Genomic DNA, 15,109 nt, shown 5'->3' with positions numbered 1-15,109 from the left:
GGTTTCCGGTGGGGACGATAAATTGATCAATTCCCGGATTGTTGCCGGATTCGCCGGAGAACATCGCGGGCCGGTCGAGGGGAGCGCGGTGCACCACGGGGCGATCGCGGCGGTGACGCTCGCCGATGTGCTCGACCAGTTGACCAGCGGACGATTTCTCACCTTCGATGGCACGAACCCGGATGGAACGGGTGCGGCACAACGGATCGGTTTCGCTGAACTCGGCGCGCTGACCGCCTGGCTGGCGCCGCGCTGGTCCGGCCTCGGGGTCGCGGCCGGCGATCGGGTGCTTTTGGTGGTGGCGGACGAGTACGAGTTCATCCCGCTGTTTTTGTCCGCGCTGCACGCCGGAATCGTCGCAGTGCCGGTCTATCCGCCGTTCCGGCCGGGCCGGCTCGACGACTATTCCGCCGAACTGCGCCGGATCCGCGCTGTCGCCCGGCCGGTCTGTTGCGTGGTCAGCGGTCCACTGCGCGGTCTGATCGCCGAAGCCGGTCTGGGGCTGCCGATCCACGACTACGCGGCACTGCGCGTGGCACCGGCCGGACGGTCGCACCGGCCGGCCGCCCGTGATCTGGCCTTCCTCCAGTTTTCCAGTGGTAGCACCGGAATGCCCAAGGCCGCGATGGTCAGCCACGGCGCGTTGCTGGCCAACATGCTCGCGATCAGAGCGGGACTGGCCACCGACGGCGAGCGCGACCGCGCGGTCAACTGGTTGCCGCTGTATCACGACATGGGCCTGGTCGGGTTCGTGCTGGTGCCGCTGCTTGACGAGGTTCCCACCTGGTACCTGCGGCCGTTGCGGTTCGCCCGTGATCCCGTTTCCTGGCTCCGGTTGCTCAGTGAGGTGCGCGGCACGATCGCGTTCGCTCCCAACTTCGCCTACGGTCTGGCTGCCCGGCGGGTGACCGACGACCAGGTCGCCGAACTCGACCTCGCCGCCTGGCGGGTCGCCGGCTGCGGGGCCGAACCGGTACACGCGGACACGCTGCGCGCCTTCGCGAACCGGTTGGCGCCCAGCGGTTTCCGGCCGGAGGCGTTCCTGCCTTCCTACGGACTGGCCGAATCCACCCTGGCCGTCGCGCTCGCGCCGCGGGACACCGGCGTGCGCACGCTCACCGTGGACGCCGACCGGTTGGCAGCCGACCGCCGGGTCAGCGGACCCGCCCCGGCCACCCGGCGGATCACCGAACTCGTGTCCTGTGGGTTTCCGGTGGCCGGCTCGGAGATCCGGGTCGTCGACGAGCGCGGGCTCGACTGCGCGGACGGGGTGGAGGGTGAAGTTGTCGTGCGCGGCCCCAGCCTGGCCGACGGTTATTTCGGCGCGCCGGAGCTCACCGAGCGCGTCTGGCGGGACGGCTGGCTGCACACCGGTGATCACGGCCTGCGCCACGCGGGCGAGCTGTATGTCACCGGCCGTGGCAAGGATCTCATCGTGATCAACGGGGTCAACTACCAACCGCAGGACATCGAGCGGGCCGCCAGCGAGGTGCCCGGCGTCCGGCTGGGCCACGTCGCGGCGCTGGCGGTGCGCGCCGGCGACACCGAGGGCGTCGAACTCGTCGTCGCGGTGCGCGCGCCGGTCGACTCCGCAGGACTGGCCGCGCGGGTGCGGCGCGTGGTGTTCCGCCGGATCGGGATCACCGTGGGTGAGGTCACCGTGTTCGAGGGCGAACTGCCCAAGACCAGTTCCGGCAAGCTGCGGCGTTCGCTCACCGCCGAGCTGCTGGCAGCCGGCGTCCTGGCGGGGCAGCGTGGATGACCGACCTCGACCCGGCAACGAGACCGGCACGACAGCGAAAGCGAGACATGGCATGGCGACACTGACCGACGAGGAGATCCTGGCCGGGATTCGCGCCGAGGCAAGGGAACTGGCACCGCACGTCGACCCGGCCGTCCTGCGCCGCGACGCGCACATCGCGGAGGTCGGCATCGACAGTGTGCAGATGCTGGAACTCGTCGCCCGGGTGGAGAACCGGTTCGGCGTAACCCTGCCCGACTACGACCTGGCCGCCATCGAGTCCGTCGGCGACCTGATCGGCATCATCGGCCGCGCCCGGGCCGAGGCGTCCTGATGTCGACCCCGGCCGACATCGAGGTCAGCTACGACGTCGGCAACGAATTCTTTTCCCTGTGGCTGGACCACCAGCTCAACTATTCGTGTGCACTGTGGACGGACCCGGACGACCTCGACGACACCGACCTCGACGCGGCGCAGGCCCGCAAACTCGGGTATCTCAGTGAACTCGCCGGCACCGGGCCGGACACCTCGGTGCTGGACATCGGCTGCGGCTGGGGCGCCAACCTGGCCTACCAGGCGGATGTCCGTGGCGTGCGGGACATGTGCGGGATCACCCTGAGCGGCGCGCAACTGTCGTTGGCCCGGCGCCGAAAGATCCCGGGCGCTACGCTGCTGCTCACCGACTACCGGGACTTCGTGCCGGAGCGAACCTTCGACGCGGTGCTGTCCATCGGCATGATGGAACACATCGCCAGTCCGTCGGACGTGCGCAGCGGCGCGCACCGGCGGATCTACGCCGATTTCTTCCGGCGCGTGCACACCTGGACCAGGCCGGAGGGAACCTTCGCGCTCCAGGTGATCCTGCGCGACCGAATGCCCCGTGACCGGGCCGACATCACCGAACTGCGATGGGTCACCGACCATATCTTTCCCGGCGGCATGAGCCCCCGGCTGGAGGACGTCATCGCCGCGGCCGACCAGTACTGGGAGCTGGTCGGCCTGCACACTCGGCGCACGCACTACCGGCGTACCTGCCAGGAATGGCTGCGCCGGTTGCGGGTCAACCGGAAAGTCGTCGAAAGCCGTTGGGGCAGCGTCGTTTTTGCCGACTACGAACGGTACCTGTCGGTCTGCGTGCTCGCCTTCGACCGGCGTTATCAGAGTCTGGGCCAGTTTGGCTTCCGGCGCAGGGAGATCCGATGAGTTATGTGAGTGAGGAAGTGCTGTACCGCAAGTACATGGAGTTCTTCGAGACCGCCGAACGCAAACGGCGCTGGAACGTGTTCGACGACCTTCCCTGGGACCTTGCGGGCGACCGGGAACCGCACCCCGATCTGGTGCTGTGCGCCGAGACCTTTCTCGCGGTCGAGTCCTACATGCCCGACTATGTCGGTGAGGGCCTCAACCTGGTGCGCGAGTCCTTCGGCCAGGCGTGGTGGCAGGTGAACTGGGGCTACGAGGAGGCCAAACACGCCCTCGCCCTGCGCCAGTACCTGGTCAATACCGGAGCGCGCAGCGCGGAACAGATGGTCGCCTTCGAGAACGAACTGCTCGCCAAGCGCTGGAAACTGCCGTTCGCCACGGTGCGCAGGATGGTGTGCTATGGCGCGCTCCAGGAGAAGACCACCTGGATGATCTACCGGCACCAACTGGCCGCGGCCCGGAAGGCCGGCGACGAACTGCTGGCATCGATCTACCGCTTCATCTCCCGGGACGAAGCCGCCCACGGTGGTTTCTACCTCGACGTGATCGAGTCCTGCCTCGCCGAGGACCGACCAGGCACCATCGCCGACCTGTGGCATGTGTTCAGCCACTTCACCATGCCCGCCTACGATCTGGTGCCCGACTACACGGACCGGGTGCGGGTGATGCGCTCGGTCGGGATCGACCGGGCGGTCTTCCTACGCGAAGTGTTCCTGCCGGTGCTCAGCAGGGTCGGGGTGACCAGGCGCGAACTGGCCGCGGTGTCCGCGCTCCGCGCCGGAACCAAGTAGCTCTCTCGAGGAGCGGGCCGGTGGTGTCGGGTCCGCTCGAATCCGATTGCGCGCACTGTGAACACGCACTAGCCGAACGAGCGGGCGTCGACCGCGTCGGCGATATCGTCGGCCATGCGCAGGGTGCGGATCACCACCGGCAGCGCGACCGCGAACAGATTGCGCTCCATCCCGCGCACCCGCTGCGCCTCGCGTACTTCCAGGACGATCTGCGCGATCACCGGAATGAACCGCAGCGCGAGCGAGAGCGCCAGGCTGACCTTGGCCGGGTTGACGCCTGCCCGGCGCAACGGTCGCAGCGCGCGTTCCAGCGACTCCAGCATCGCCGACGTGTGCGTGGTCAGCGTGATGACGCCGGCCAGCAGGACCAGGGTGGCCAGGCGCAGGGCGACCAGAGCCGCGGTGAGCCAGCCGTCCAGCAGTCCGGCGACGACCACGAAGATCATGCTCACCAGTGCCGGACACAGCGACCGCAGCATGACTTGCCACGGGACGCGGGCGCACCGGTAGAGCACGACCACCGCGGTCAGGATGCCGGCCAGTATCCGCCAGTCGCCGACCAGGAACACCGCGGTGCCCACGGCGACCAGGGCGACCAGTTTGCCGCCGGGCGGGACGCGGTGCACGACCGAGTCGCGGTCGACATACAGCGCGGCCGTCACCCGGAAACCAGTTCGAGGTAGCCGCGTACCGCCTCCCGCGGGGTGTCGTCGACCGCGAGGCGCCCGTGGTCGATCACCAGCACCCGGTCGAAGCCGGTGAGCGTGTCCAAGTCATGGGTGACCAGGATGACCGTCTCGTCCAGCCCGGCGAGCGCGTCCATCAGCCGGCGCCGGTTCGCCCAGTCCAGCAGGGTGGTCGGCTCGTCGAGTACCACGTACGCCGGTCGCATCACCAGCACTCCGGCCAGCGCGAGCAGTTGCTTCTCGCCGCCGCTGAGCAGGTGCGACTGCCGGTCGCGCAGGTGCTCGAGGCCGTACCGGCCAAGGATCTCGCCGACCTTCCCGGCGATGTCACGCCTGGCCAGTCCGAGGTTTTTCAACCCGAACGCGACGTCTTCCGCGACCGTGGGCTGCACGATCTGGTTGTCCGGGTTCTGGAACACGAACCCGACCTTCCGGCGTACCGCCCGGCCGGATTCGCGGGTGTCGAGTCCGTCCACGGTGACCAAACCGCTGGTAGGCAGCAGCAGGCCGTTGAGCAGCCGGGCGAACGTGCTCTTACCGGAACCGTTGGCGCCGATCACCCCGACGCGTTTCTCCCCCAGCGTGACGGTGATGTCGTCCAGCACAAGCCGGTCGCCGTAGCAGGCGCGGACCCGGTCAACCGTGATCATGCGCCGCCGGTTTTCCCGGGCTCCGCGGCTCGATGACCGGGTACGCCCGTTTGACACCCAGCGAGATGAGCGCGGCGATCACCACCTTGACCGCGTCACCGATCAGGAACGGCCCGTTGGCCGCGATCGCTTGCCAGTAGGTCAGGTGCGCGACCACGGCGACCCACACGCTGCCGAGCGCATAGAGGACCACGATGCCGCCGAACGCGACGATCAGGATCGCCACCGCGATGTTGAGCCGATTCCAGAATCGCTCGTACAGCCAGCCGATGACGCCGGCGGTGATCGCCCACCCGATCAGATAGCCGCCGTTGACGGTGGGGAACACGCCGAGCCCGCCGGTGCCGCCGGCCAGCAACGGCAGCCCGACGGCGACCAGCGCCAGGAACAGCAGTTGCGACAGGGTCCCGCGTTTCCAGCCGACGATCGAACCGGCCAGCATGGGGCCCAGCGACTGGGCGGTGATCGGCACGCCGGTCAGCGACAGCGGCAGCGGCGGGAACAGCGCGAGCGCCGCGGTGATCGCCGCGAACAGGGCGATGAGCACGACATCCCGGGTGCGCACTACGTCCGCTCCGTTCCGGCGTCGACGTGGGTGATGGTGCGCGCCGCGTGATTGTCGAAGTACGGGCTCTCGGCGAGCAGTTCGCCGTCCACCGAGCCCACGTCCAGGTGCGAGCGGGTAAAGGGCTTGTAGCCGAACTGCTGGGCGGGAAAGTCGATGTCGAGAGCCCGTTGCCGGTCGTAGCGGGACGTGCTGTCCACGAACCGCATGACGAACGCGTCCCGCCGGGACAGCGGGCCCTCGCCCAGCGGCCGGCTGCGGTGGACCACGTACTTGTCGAAGATCAGCGCGTCGCCGGGTTCGAACGCGTCCTCGACGGCCTGGGCTCGCAGGATGTCCTGCATCGCGGGGGAGTTCAGCACGCCTTCGCGCAGCGCGAAATAGTCGGCCAGTTCGATCGGCTCACCCCGCGCCGCGCGGATTCGCAGTGACTCCACCAGCGCGGGTTCCACGTACTCGTACACGAATTCGGCCGACAGCACCGTGCGCGGCACGTACTGCATGCCCCCCTGCTGCCCGGCGGGGTCGATCGGGTCGAGCGGTGCCCAGATCGTGCAGGCGTAGTCATGCGCGCGCTGGTAACCGAAACTCTGCACGCCGACATGCCACGGGAAGCCCTTGCTGACGTTCTTCTCCAGTTCGAAGCACATCTCGAAGGTCAGGAACATGGTGCGCTCGGTCAGCGCGGTCATCGCCCGCCGGAAGTAGGGCTGCGCGAGCAGCGCGTACAGCTCCTCCCGGCTGGTCTCGAAGTCGTATTTGAGGCGTCTGAACTCCGCCTGGAAGTTGGCAGGCGCGTTGTCCAGCTCCGCCTCGATCCGCCGGCGCAGCGACGCGAGCACCGAATTGTTGAAGAAGCCAGGTAATTTGAGAAAACCGATGGTGCGAAATTGTGCGACCTGTTCTTCGGTGAGGTGGAAGTTGTTCGCGAACTCGTTCTCCGGCAACGCCATCGGCATCTCCTTCCCCAGTTGTGGCATCAATTATTCCCGTTCTTGTCGCGGTACGGTAAGGGCCAATTGGCCGATCGCGGGGAAACAGAAGCCCAGCGTCTGGAAAGCCGCGCGGAATTCGCGGACCCGGCCAGCCACCGCGTCCGGATCGTCGCCGGCCAGCACAACCCGGGCGATGAACTCGGCGAGCACCGTCATCTCGGCCGGCCCCATGCCCAGCCGGGTCACCTCGGTCGTGCCGAGCCGGATGCCGCCGGAAACCGGCCGGGCGACGTCCGCCGCGGCCGGCAACAGCATCTTGTTCACCATGATGTTGGCGCGCTCCAGCGTCTGGCTCACCACGACGCCGCCGCCGTGTGCGCGCACGTCCACCAGCACCTGGTGCGTGTCGGTGTACCCGCGGTGCGCGCCGATCACGGTGAACCCGCGGTCGTGCAGCGCGGCGGCGAGCGCCCGGGCGTTGCGCACCACCGCGGCCATGTACCCGGTCCCGAACTCACGCAGTTCGCAGGCGGCCAAGGCGAGCGCGGCGACCCGGTTGAGCTGATGGGAGCCGGTCAGCACGGGGAAGATCGCGGACACGATCGGCTCGCTGAGCAGTTCGTCGTTCCACATGATCATCCCGCTCTGCGGCCCGCTGAACGTTTTGCCGCCCGAGCCGGTGAGGATGTCGGCGCCCTCGGCGAGCGGGTTCGGGTACTGGCCCCCGGCGATGAGGCCGGCCTGGTGGGCGCCGTCGAAGTACAGCCGGCCACCCCACGGCTCGATGATGCGCTTCATCTCTCGCACCGGCAGCGCGAACAGCGCGGTGGTCTGGTTGAGCGACACTACCGCGGGCCTTCGGGCGCGCGCCCGTCGGCCGAACTCGTCCAGGTCCACGGTCAGTTCGACCGGGTCGAACGGGATGGCGGAGATGGTCAGCCCGCGCACCCCGGCCGGACCGTCCAGGTGACCGCTGGAGTCACCACCCGCGCACAGCGGGAGGCTCATCACGTGCTCACCCGGCCGGGCGAGCACGGTGAATGCCACCAGGCAACCGGCCATGCCGCCCATCAGCCGCTGATCGGCGAATTCCGCGTCGAACAGGTCCGCCAGCAGTGCGACGCACAGCGCCTCCAATTGGTCGAGATAGCGCATGCCGGGGAAGCAGCGGGACAGCGCGCCGATATGGCCGCCGGACGCCCGGGTGCCGGCCTCGGTGGCCAGCAGGGCGCGTACCACCGGGCTGGTCGGCGCCTCCGCGGCGATCAGGTTGACGCACTCCACGCCTCGCCACCGGGCGTTGTCCACGACCAACTCGCCCACCCGCCCGGCCAGTCGCGTGTTGGGGACCTCGGCGACCAGTCGCGCGGCCTCGGCCAGCAACGCCGGATCATGCCGGTCGCCGACGGTGAAGGTCACCGCTCAGTCCCGCACGGTGCTGGCAGCCCCGACCGTACCGTCCTCCCACCAGCGGTCGTTGCCGTCCGGCCCGGAACGCAGGTCCTTGGCGCTGGCCCACGTCATGTTCAGGATGACCCGGCGGGCGTCCTCGGTGAGCGGCACCGTGCGGTGCAGCGTCGTGTCAGTGCGCAGCAGATACAGATCTCCGAGGACGAAACCGTAGGTGGAGATGGGGTTGTCACACAGGTACTGGTGGATGCGGGGCGCCGACTTGTTCCAGACCGTGTGCGGCACGCACTGCAGCATCCCGCCGATGTCCAGCGGTGGCGCGTCGATGATCCAGATCAGCGCGAAGCTGAAGTCGCCCCAGTGCCAGCCGTGCGTGTCCCCCTTGCGGTTCTGGCTGGTGATCAGGAATTCCTCGTCGGCTTGCGGGCAGGCGAACAGTTCCTCGCCGGCTATCCGCGCCAGCGCCGCCAGCAGCGGGGCGGACAGGTAGACCGCGTTGATGAGCGGGCTCTGCTCGGCGATCAGTTCACTGCGCACCACACTCATGAACCGCGGCGTGTGCCCGGTCGTGGCCAGCAGCAGATCGCGGCGTTCGGCATTCTTTTCCAGCAGATCGAGCACGTCGGCGTGGATGGCGGCCCGAATCGTGTCGGGCACGATGTCGCGCACTTTGACGAATCCGTCGCGGTGGAAACGACTGTAGAGGTCGAAGTGCGTGTCCGGGGTGAGCCAGGTTTCCAGATGAGCGCGCAGCCGGGCGTTGACCTCCTGCGCGTCGAACGTGGTTTCCATGGTCTGCCCCTCCGGTCGGCGCACGGACACCATCTCGATTACAGCCGGGCCTCGTCGACTGCGGCAATATCGGCCGGTTGGAGATTGTCCAAATTTGGCCGGCCGCGTTTTGTCGTTGTCCAGAACGCGGGCGCGGTCGTGGTGGCCTGGCCGGAGGCCGAGCTAGGCTGGCGGTTCGTGACCGATCACGCGCGGCCGGGTGGCGGGCAACCGGTGGCGGCCGGCAAACCGGGACTCGCCCCACTGTCCACTGAGGAGTTTGCGTGGCTCGGTGCGGGCATCCTGCCGCCGGGGACACTGAACGTGGGCCGCGTCATGGCCGGCCTGGCCGGGGACGGTGCGCGGTGAACGCGTTGTGGCACAACCACGCGCGTATGCCGACCATATCCGGCCGGGTGCACCGGATCGTGCGCGGCCAGGGCGCGTATGTGTTCGACGACGAGGGACGGCGGTTGCTCGACGTGCCAGCCGGCCTGTGGTTCGCCAACGTGGGCCACGGCCGGGCGGAGATCGCCGAGGCGGTCGGTCGGCAACTACGGGAACTGGCGACCTATCCGGTTTTCGGCCGGTTCTGCACCCCGCCGGCCGAAGAACTCGCCGACCGGCTCGCGGCCTTGGTGCCGATGGCCGGTGCCAAGGTCTTTTTCACCAGCGGCGGCTCGGAATCGGTGGAGACGGCGATCAAGCTGGTCCGGCGGCACTGGCAGGCGCGCGGGCAGACCGAGCGGCAGGCGGTGATCACCCGGGAAGGCGGCTACCACGGGTTGCACGGCTTCGGCACCAGTCTGGTCGGGGTGCCCGAGTTCCGGGCCGGGTACGGCGAGTTGCTGCCGGGCCGGATCACCGTGCCGATGATGGATTTGGCCGCACTGGAGCGGGCCATTCTGGCACACGGCTCGGGGCGCGTCGCGGCGTTCCTGTGCGAGGCGGTGATCGCCGGCGGCGCCGGGGTCGTGCCGCCGGCGGAGGGTTACCTTACCGGAGCTCAGGAACTGTGCCGCAAGCACGGAATCGTGTTCATCCTGGACGAGGTGGTCACCGGCTTCGGCCGGGCGGGCAGCATGTTCGCGGCCGACCGGTACGGCCTGCGCCCGGACCTCATGCTGCTGGCCAAGGGACTGACCTCCGGCTACCTGCCGCTGGGCGCGGTGGTCGCCGCCGGTCCGGTCGCTGAGACATTCTGGAACCCCGGCACGCCGCACGTGTTCGAGCACGGCCTCACCTACTCCGGCCATGCCGCCGCCTGCGCCGCGGCCATGGCCAATCTGGACATCCTGGAACGGGAGGACCTGGTGACCCGGGTGCGGGCCGGGGAGTCGCGCCTGCTGGCCGGGCTGCTGCCACTGAGTGCGCACCCGGAGATCGCCGAGGTGCGCGGCGGGACCGGATTCCTGGCCGCCGTGGCGTGCCACGAACTGGAGGTCGCCGCGCAGGTCGCCGACGCGATGGTGGCCGAAGGCATGCTGATCCGGGTCACCGGCGGGAATGCCCTGCAGGTCTCTCCGCCCTTCGTGATCGAGGACGCCGACCTGGACCGGATTCCGGCGGCGATCAGCGCCGCGCTCGGCCGGGTGGCGCGGCGGCGGGTTCGGCAGGAGACACGACCGGAGCCGGAGACGCCAGCGTGATCAGATAAAGCGAGGTGAGCACCGGCAGGTCGGACAGGCTGTGCCGGATAATTTGCTCTACTTTGGACAGTCGATAGCGCACGGTGTTCGGATGGACGTGCATGGTGGTGGCCGCGCGGCGGACGTCGCAGTCGTAGCGCAGCCAGCGGGTCAGCGTCTTCGACAGCGTCGGATAGTTGCGCAGCCGGTGAAAGGACGCGGGCAGCCGGCGACCGAGGGCGATGTGGTCGGCCGCCTCGGCCAACCACATCGGCAGCGTGAACTCCTCGACGGACAGTTCGCTGTCCGCGGGGGCGTCACAGCGGCGAAGCGCGGCCAATGCGGCGAGAGCGTCCTCGACGGCCGCGGCCGGATCGTCGGTGAACGCGGTGGAGATGCCCACGTACACCGGGCGATCGAGGCCGACCAGCGCCGACGCTATCTTGCGCCAGTCCCGGTCCGGCGCGGTCACCAGCACGACGTCCCCGGCATGCCCGATGACCGTGCCGATGTCGAGTCCTGCCAGGCGGTCGCGGACCAGTTCGGGCAACCCGTCGGCGGTGTCGAGCGCGACGCACGCGATGATCCGCGCCCCGCCGCTTGCGGCGGGCGGGGCCAGGACCGGGACGGCGGCCGGGGCGGCCAGGTCGGAATATCGCGCGACGCGGTCGGACAGCGCGTCGGCCATCCGGCGCAGCATCGCGGCGTCCTCCAGGAGCCGACGGCGCCGCGGTTCGTCCGGTTCCAGGACCATGGGCCGGGTTATGTGCGACACGCAGTGTTCGACGAGCCGATCGGTCGCCTCGGCGCCGAAATAGCCGCCACCGGCCAACAGGGCCCGCACCGCGACGCGGACGATGTCCGGTGGCGCGTCGCCGGACAGGAATCCGCGCGCACCGGCCCGAATGGCCGCGATCAGCGGTTCCGGTTCAGGCCGGTCGGCGATGAGCAGAACGGGTAACGAGTTTTCCGGTGAACCGTCGCGCAGCTTCCTGATGGTGTCGACTTCTTGCGCGCACTGCGCGTTCGCCACCAGGATTGCCACGTCCGGCCGCCATTCGCGGACCAGCCGGAGACCGGTCGGCCGATCGGCGGCCGTTTTCGTGACATAGTCATCCGGCCATTCGAAATCCGTCTCATTTGTGGAGACAATGAGAATGCGCTGCGACACCGGTGAACCAGCCCCCCGGAACACAAAAGTTGTTTTTCGTCCATCGGGACGAATTGCAGGTTAACACGCCCCTCGCGAAGTGTCAGCCGCTGAACGGGGCAGCCCGCGTGCCTGGGCACGACGCCGGGTCTGCGCGCCGAACCAGGCGAAGATGGCCTTGCTCAGCGGCCAGTCGCGGGCGATGCGGTGCTCGGGATGCCACTGCACGGCAAGGCAAACGCCGGGGTCGTGAGTGCGGGACACCGCTTCGACGTAACCATCCGGGCTGTACGCCTCGACGGTCAGTCCGGACGCGAGCGTGGCGATCACCTGCTGGTGGTAGGAGTTCACCCACGGCTGCGCACTGCCGGCGGCGAATTCGGCGAGCAGTCCGCCCGGCTCGATGCGCAGTGGATGCACCTTGCCGTAGAAGGCCTCCGGCTCGGTCACCGCGGACTCCGGCAGGTCGGTGTAACCGCGATGCCGCCGTTTGTCCGCCAGCTCACCGATGCTGCCACCGAACGCGACATTCACCTCATGCAGTCCGCGGCAGATGGCCAGTATCGGAATACCCGCGCGCAACGCCTCGGGAATCAGCGGAATCACCGTGGCGTCCCGGTCGCGGTCCAGGGTCGCGCTCGCGCGGGGTGTTTCGGTGACGTGCCAGGCGGCCGGATGGATGTCGGAGAGGCTTCCGGTGAGCAGGAGGCCGTCAACGAGTTCGAGCAGCCGGGGTACGGCGAGTAGCGGGCCGATCGGCGGAATCATCAGCGGCAGTGCGCCGATCTCCTCGGCGATGGCGAGCACGTACTTGTCGTCCACCCGGTACAGCTGACCGCCGTCCGCGCCGCCGGGGCGGGCGCAGCCGGACACGCCGACCACCGGATCGCCTGCCATGGTCAGCTCACCTCCCGACTGGTGCCTGCCGTGGTCACCACCGTGGCCTGCCGGGCGACGCCGGTCCGGCACAGTTCGTCGATCTCCGCGGCGGGGAAACCGCATTCGGCCAGCACCGTCGCGGTGTGCTCGCCCAACTCCGGCGCCAGCCGGCCGGAGCCCGCGGCCCGGCCCGGCACACCGGGCAGCCGGATCGCACCGGCCACCGGATGCTCCAGTCGCTGCCAGAACCCGACGTCGGCCAGATGCGGATCGTCGACAAGTTCGTCCAGACTGCGCACCGGGCCGCAGGGTATCTGGCCTGACCGCAACCCATTCAGGCATTCCGAGCTGGTGCGGGCCGCCGCGAAGTCGCTGAGCAGGTCGGTCACCAGCGCTGGGTTGGCCGCGCGCGCCGCGACCGTCGCCAGCCGGGGGTCATCGGCCAGTTCCGGCCGGCCGAGCAAGCCCGCCACTGCGCGCCAGTGCCGGTCCTTGTGGGGCAGGATCGTCACCGCGCCATCGAGTGTCAGATATGGACGGCGGTGTGGGGACAGCGCGCGCCGGTAGCCGGATCGCCCGGCGGTGTCGAACACGAGCTGGTCGAGATGTTCCACCGCGTTCACCGCGGTCATGATCTCGAACATGGGAAATTCCAGTTCCACGCCGGTTCCGGTGCGCGCCCGGCCGAAAAGCGCGGCGGCGATTTCCGACACCGCGTAGAGCGCGCACACCTTGTCGCACAGAATGCTCGGCGAGAAGGCCTCAACGCCGGTGGTGTCCTTCTCCAGCCCCACCAGCCCGGACAGTCCCTGGATGATGTCGTCATAGGCGGGCGCGCCGGCATAACGGCCGCCCCGGCCGAAACCCCAGAGGTTGGCGTACACGATGTCCGGCCGGGCCGCGGTGACTTCCGGATAGGTCAGGCCGAGCGCCGCGATGGTCGCCGGCGTCATCGAATGGATGAACACGTCCGCTTTGGCGGCCATCCGCAAGAGCACCGCCCGGACCGCGGACGCCCGCAGGTCGAGGCAGACCCCCCGTTTGCCGGCATTGCAGGTGAGGTGAATCGAGGACACGCCCGGCGCGGCGACCGCGCCCATCTGCCGGCCGACCTCGCCGTATGGCGGTTCCACTTTCCACACCTCGGCACCCAGTTCGGCCAGCCGACGGGTGGCCAGTGGCCCGAACACCACCTGGGTCAGGTCGAGCACCCGCACGCCGTGTAGCGGGCCGGGGGGCTTCGCGTGCCGATTCTCGCTGTTGCCGGAAGAACAATTCGTGCGGGGATTACTCGTCATATCGTCCTCCCGGACCGACTTTAGCCCGTTGTCCGGACCAGGGAACAGATCCACGCTTTTCTTTCCGCTGGAAGCAGCGCTCCGGCGAGGTATACGCTCGACCGGAAGGGCGAGTCCAATGACACAGGCGGGGGAAGACATGGTGCTGGAGCGGGTGCTTTTCCTGCGTCCGCTGCATGAGCGGGAGATCGGCGTGCTCACGTTCGCGCGCCGCGGCGTGGAAATCGTGATCGCCGATCACCCGGGCAGCGAACTGTTCGGGCTGGGCGACCGCCAGATTCCGGTGGACACGCTGGTGGATGCCTTCCGGCGCGGTGACATGAGCGCGGTCGAAGACCGGATCGTCCGCTTCCACCAACAGTTCCCGCTCACCGGTATCACCGCCGATTTCGACTACCTGCTCCCGACGGTGGGCCGGCTCAACGATCGGCTCGGGCTGCGCGGCCACACCGCACGGACCGGCGCTGTCTGTGCCGACAAGCGATCGCAGCGGGCCATGCTGGACAAGGCCGGTGTGCCCGGGCCGGCCTGGCGCACGTTCACCACCCGCGCCGGACTTTCCCGCGCGGCGGCCGAACTGGGATTCCCGGTCGTGGTGAAACCGGCGGACCGGTCCAACAGCGCCGCGGTGGTCTACGCCGGCAGCGAAGCGGAACTCGATGCCGCCTACCAGGCGGTGCTCGACCAGTCGTGGACCGGCGGCTACCTGGTCGAGCGCTACCTGGACGGTCCCGAGGTCAGCGTCGAGGCGATCACCCAGGCCGGCCGCACCAGCGTCATCGCGGTGGTGGCCAAGGAAATCGGGCATCCGCCGCGGTTTCTCAAGCTCGGTGCCGAGGTGCCGGCCGAACTGCCGGAGCGGCTGCGTGGCCAGGTGCACGAGGTGGCCGTCGCCGCGGTCGGCGCGCTCGGTATCAGCGACGCGCCGACGCACACCGAACTGCGGCTTACCCGGGACGGCCCCCAGGTGATCGAGGTGAATGCCCGGATCGGTGGACTGTTCCTGGCGCACATGGTGCTCGCCGCGACCGGAATCAACCTGTATGGCGCCTGGTGCGACGTGCTGCACGGACGGACCCCGGACCTGACCCCGAGCCGCGCCGCGGTCGCGGTGCGCCGGTGCGTGTCCGAGGGAGTCGGCGAGGTCACCGCCGTGGTGGTCGGCGACGAGCCGGTACGCCTGGCCGCGGAGCATGTGGAGACCCGGTGCTATGTGCGGCCGGGTTCGGTGTTGCGGTCCATTGAGGACAATTTCGGTATCCGGGCGGTGCACGTCGCGTGCGCGCCGACCCGGGCCGCGGCGGTCGCGGCCGCCGACCGGTTGGCGGGAACCCTTGACGTCCATTTCGCGCCGGTCTCCGGCAGGCCGTAGCCGGCGGCTTCCCCGGGCACTGGCAGGTCC

At 69.0% G+C, this 15,109-nt stretch carries 16 protein-coding genes; 7 read left to right on the top strand and 9 right to left on the bottom strand.

Annotation, left to right across the window (positions count from 1 at the left end; all coding sequences use genetic code 11):
* Positions 1-22 precede the first annotated feature (22 nt).
* From ACFSXZ_RS03985 to ACFSXZ_RS03970, 4 genes are read left to right on the top strand one after another with little or no spacing between them, the layout of a single operon-like run.
* Positions 23-1,762, top strand: coding sequence for an AMP-binding protein (locus tag ACFSXZ_RS03985; RefSeq protein ID WP_378261315.1), 1,740 nt, complete (start codon positions 23-25; stop codon positions 1,760-1,762).
* A gap of 52 nt (positions 1,763-1,814) precedes the next feature.
* Positions 1,815-2,075 (top strand): phosphopantetheine-binding protein, encoded by a 261-nt coding sequence (locus ACFSXZ_RS03980; RefSeq protein WP_378261313.1) that lies wholly within the window; start codon positions 1,815-1,817, stop codon positions 2,073-2,075.
* Positions 2,075-2,944 carry a class I SAM-dependent methyltransferase gene (locus ACFSXZ_RS03975; RefSeq protein WP_378261311.1) on the top strand — a complete coding sequence of 290 codons (870 nt, stop codon included), beginning with the start codon at positions 2,075-2,077 and terminating at the stop codon, positions 2,942-2,944. Before ACFSXZ_RS03980 ends, ACFSXZ_RS03975 begins: the two co-directional genes overlap by 1 nt.
* A complete protein-coding gene (locus ACFSXZ_RS03970) occupies positions 2,941-3,735 on the top strand; it encodes an acyl-ACP desaturase (RefSeq protein WP_378261309.1) in 795 nt (264 codons plus the stop codon). Before ACFSXZ_RS03975 ends, ACFSXZ_RS03970 begins: the two co-directional genes overlap by 4 nt.
* Positions 3,736-3,803: 68 nt before the next feature.
* Here the strand turns inward: ACFSXZ_RS03970 and ACFSXZ_RS03965 are convergent, their stop codons facing one another.
* The 6 genes from ACFSXZ_RS03965 to ACFSXZ_RS03940 are packed head-to-tail and all read right to left on the bottom strand — an operon-like array spanning position 3,804 to position 8,773.
* Positions 3,804-4,397: an energy-coupling factor transporter transmembrane component T family protein gene (locus ACFSXZ_RS03965; protein ID WP_378261307.1), complete on the bottom strand. Its 594-nt coding sequence runs from the start codon at positions 4,395-4,397 to the stop codon at positions 3,804-3,806.
* Complete coding sequence (locus tag ACFSXZ_RS03960) at positions 4,394-5,071, bottom strand: energy-coupling factor ABC transporter ATP-binding protein (RefSeq protein ID WP_378261305.1); 678 nt, start codon at positions 5,069-5,071, stop codon at positions 4,394-4,396. Before ACFSXZ_RS03960 ends, ACFSXZ_RS03965 begins: the two co-directional genes overlap by 4 nt.
* Positions 5,058-5,636, bottom strand: coding sequence for a biotin transporter BioY (locus ACFSXZ_RS03955; RefSeq protein ID WP_378261303.1), 579 nt, complete (start codon positions 5,634-5,636; stop codon positions 5,058-5,060). The genes ACFSXZ_RS03960 and ACFSXZ_RS03955 overlap by 14 nt, the downstream gene beginning before the upstream one ends.
* Positions 5,636-6,589 carry a phytanoyl-CoA dioxygenase family protein gene (locus ACFSXZ_RS03950; RefSeq protein ID WP_378261301.1) on the bottom strand — a complete coding sequence of 318 codons (954 nt, stop codon included), beginning with the start codon at positions 6,587-6,589 and terminating at the stop codon, positions 5,636-5,638. The genes ACFSXZ_RS03955 and ACFSXZ_RS03950 overlap by 1 nt, the downstream gene beginning before the upstream one ends.
* Positions 6,590-6,619: 30 nt before the next feature.
* The gene (locus ACFSXZ_RS03945; protein ID WP_378261299.1) at positions 6,620-7,990 is read right to left on the bottom strand and encodes a hypothetical protein; all 1,371 of its coding nucleotides are present in this window, start codon (positions 7,988-7,990) and stop codon (positions 6,620-6,622) included.
* A 3-nt stretch (positions 7,991-7,993) separates the two neighbouring features.
* Positions 7,994-8,773 (bottom strand): HalD/BesD family halogenase, encoded by a 780-nt coding sequence (locus ACFSXZ_RS03940; protein ID WP_378261297.1) that lies wholly within the window; start codon positions 8,771-8,773, stop codon positions 7,994-7,996.
* A gap of 177 nt (positions 8,774-8,950) precedes the next feature.
* On the opposite strand from ACFSXZ_RS03940, the gene ACFSXZ_RS03935 reads away from it, so the two are divergent.
* Positions 8,951-9,121, top strand: coding sequence for a hypothetical protein (locus tag ACFSXZ_RS03935; RefSeq protein ID WP_378261295.1), 171 nt, complete (start codon positions 8,951-8,953; stop codon positions 9,119-9,121).
* Positions 9,122-9,147: 26 nt separating this feature from the next.
* The gene (locus ACFSXZ_RS03930; RefSeq protein WP_378261293.1) at positions 9,148-10,401 is read left to right on the top strand and encodes an aminotransferase family protein; all 1,254 of its coding nucleotides are present in this window, start codon (positions 9,148-9,150) and stop codon (positions 10,399-10,401) included.
* Here the strand turns inward: ACFSXZ_RS03930 and ACFSXZ_RS03925 are convergent.
* Genes ACFSXZ_RS03925 through ACFSXZ_RS03915 form a run of 3 tightly spaced genes read right to left on the bottom strand, consistent with a single transcriptional unit; the run spans position 10,325 to position 13,707 of the window.
* Positions 10,325-11,551 (bottom strand): helix-turn-helix domain-containing protein, encoded by a 1,227-nt coding sequence (locus ACFSXZ_RS03925; RefSeq protein WP_378261291.1) that lies wholly within the window; start codon positions 11,549-11,551, stop codon positions 10,325-10,327. The genes ACFSXZ_RS03930 and ACFSXZ_RS03925 overlap by 77 nt on opposite strands.
* A 60-nt stretch (positions 11,552-11,611) precedes the next feature.
* Positions 11,612-12,427: a gamma-glutamyl-gamma-aminobutyrate hydrolase family protein gene (locus ACFSXZ_RS03920; RefSeq protein ID WP_378261289.1), complete on the bottom strand. Its 816-nt coding sequence runs from the start codon at positions 12,425-12,427 to the stop codon at positions 11,612-11,614.
* Positions 12,428-12,429: 2 nt separating this feature from the next.
* Positions 12,430-13,707, bottom strand: a complete 1,278-nt coding sequence (locus ACFSXZ_RS03915) for a CaiB/BaiF CoA transferase family protein (RefSeq protein ID WP_378261287.1) — start codon at positions 13,705-13,707, stop codon at positions 12,430-12,432.
* Between the two features lie 118 nt (positions 13,708-13,825).
* Between ACFSXZ_RS03915 and ACFSXZ_RS03910 the strand changes: the two genes are divergently transcribed.
* Entirely contained in the window at positions 13,826-15,079 is a 1,254-nt protein-coding gene (locus ACFSXZ_RS03910; RefSeq protein WP_378261285.1) for an ATP-grasp domain-containing protein, read from the top strand.
* Positions 15,080-15,109: the final 30 nt, after the last annotated feature.

The organism is Amycolatopsis pigmentata, from assembly GCF_042684065.1.
GTDB lineage: Bacteria > Actinomycetota > Actinomycetes > Mycobacteriales > Pseudonocardiaceae > Amycolatopsis_E > Amycolatopsis_E pigmentata.
This window is presented reverse-complemented; position numbering and strand designations above follow the sequence as displayed.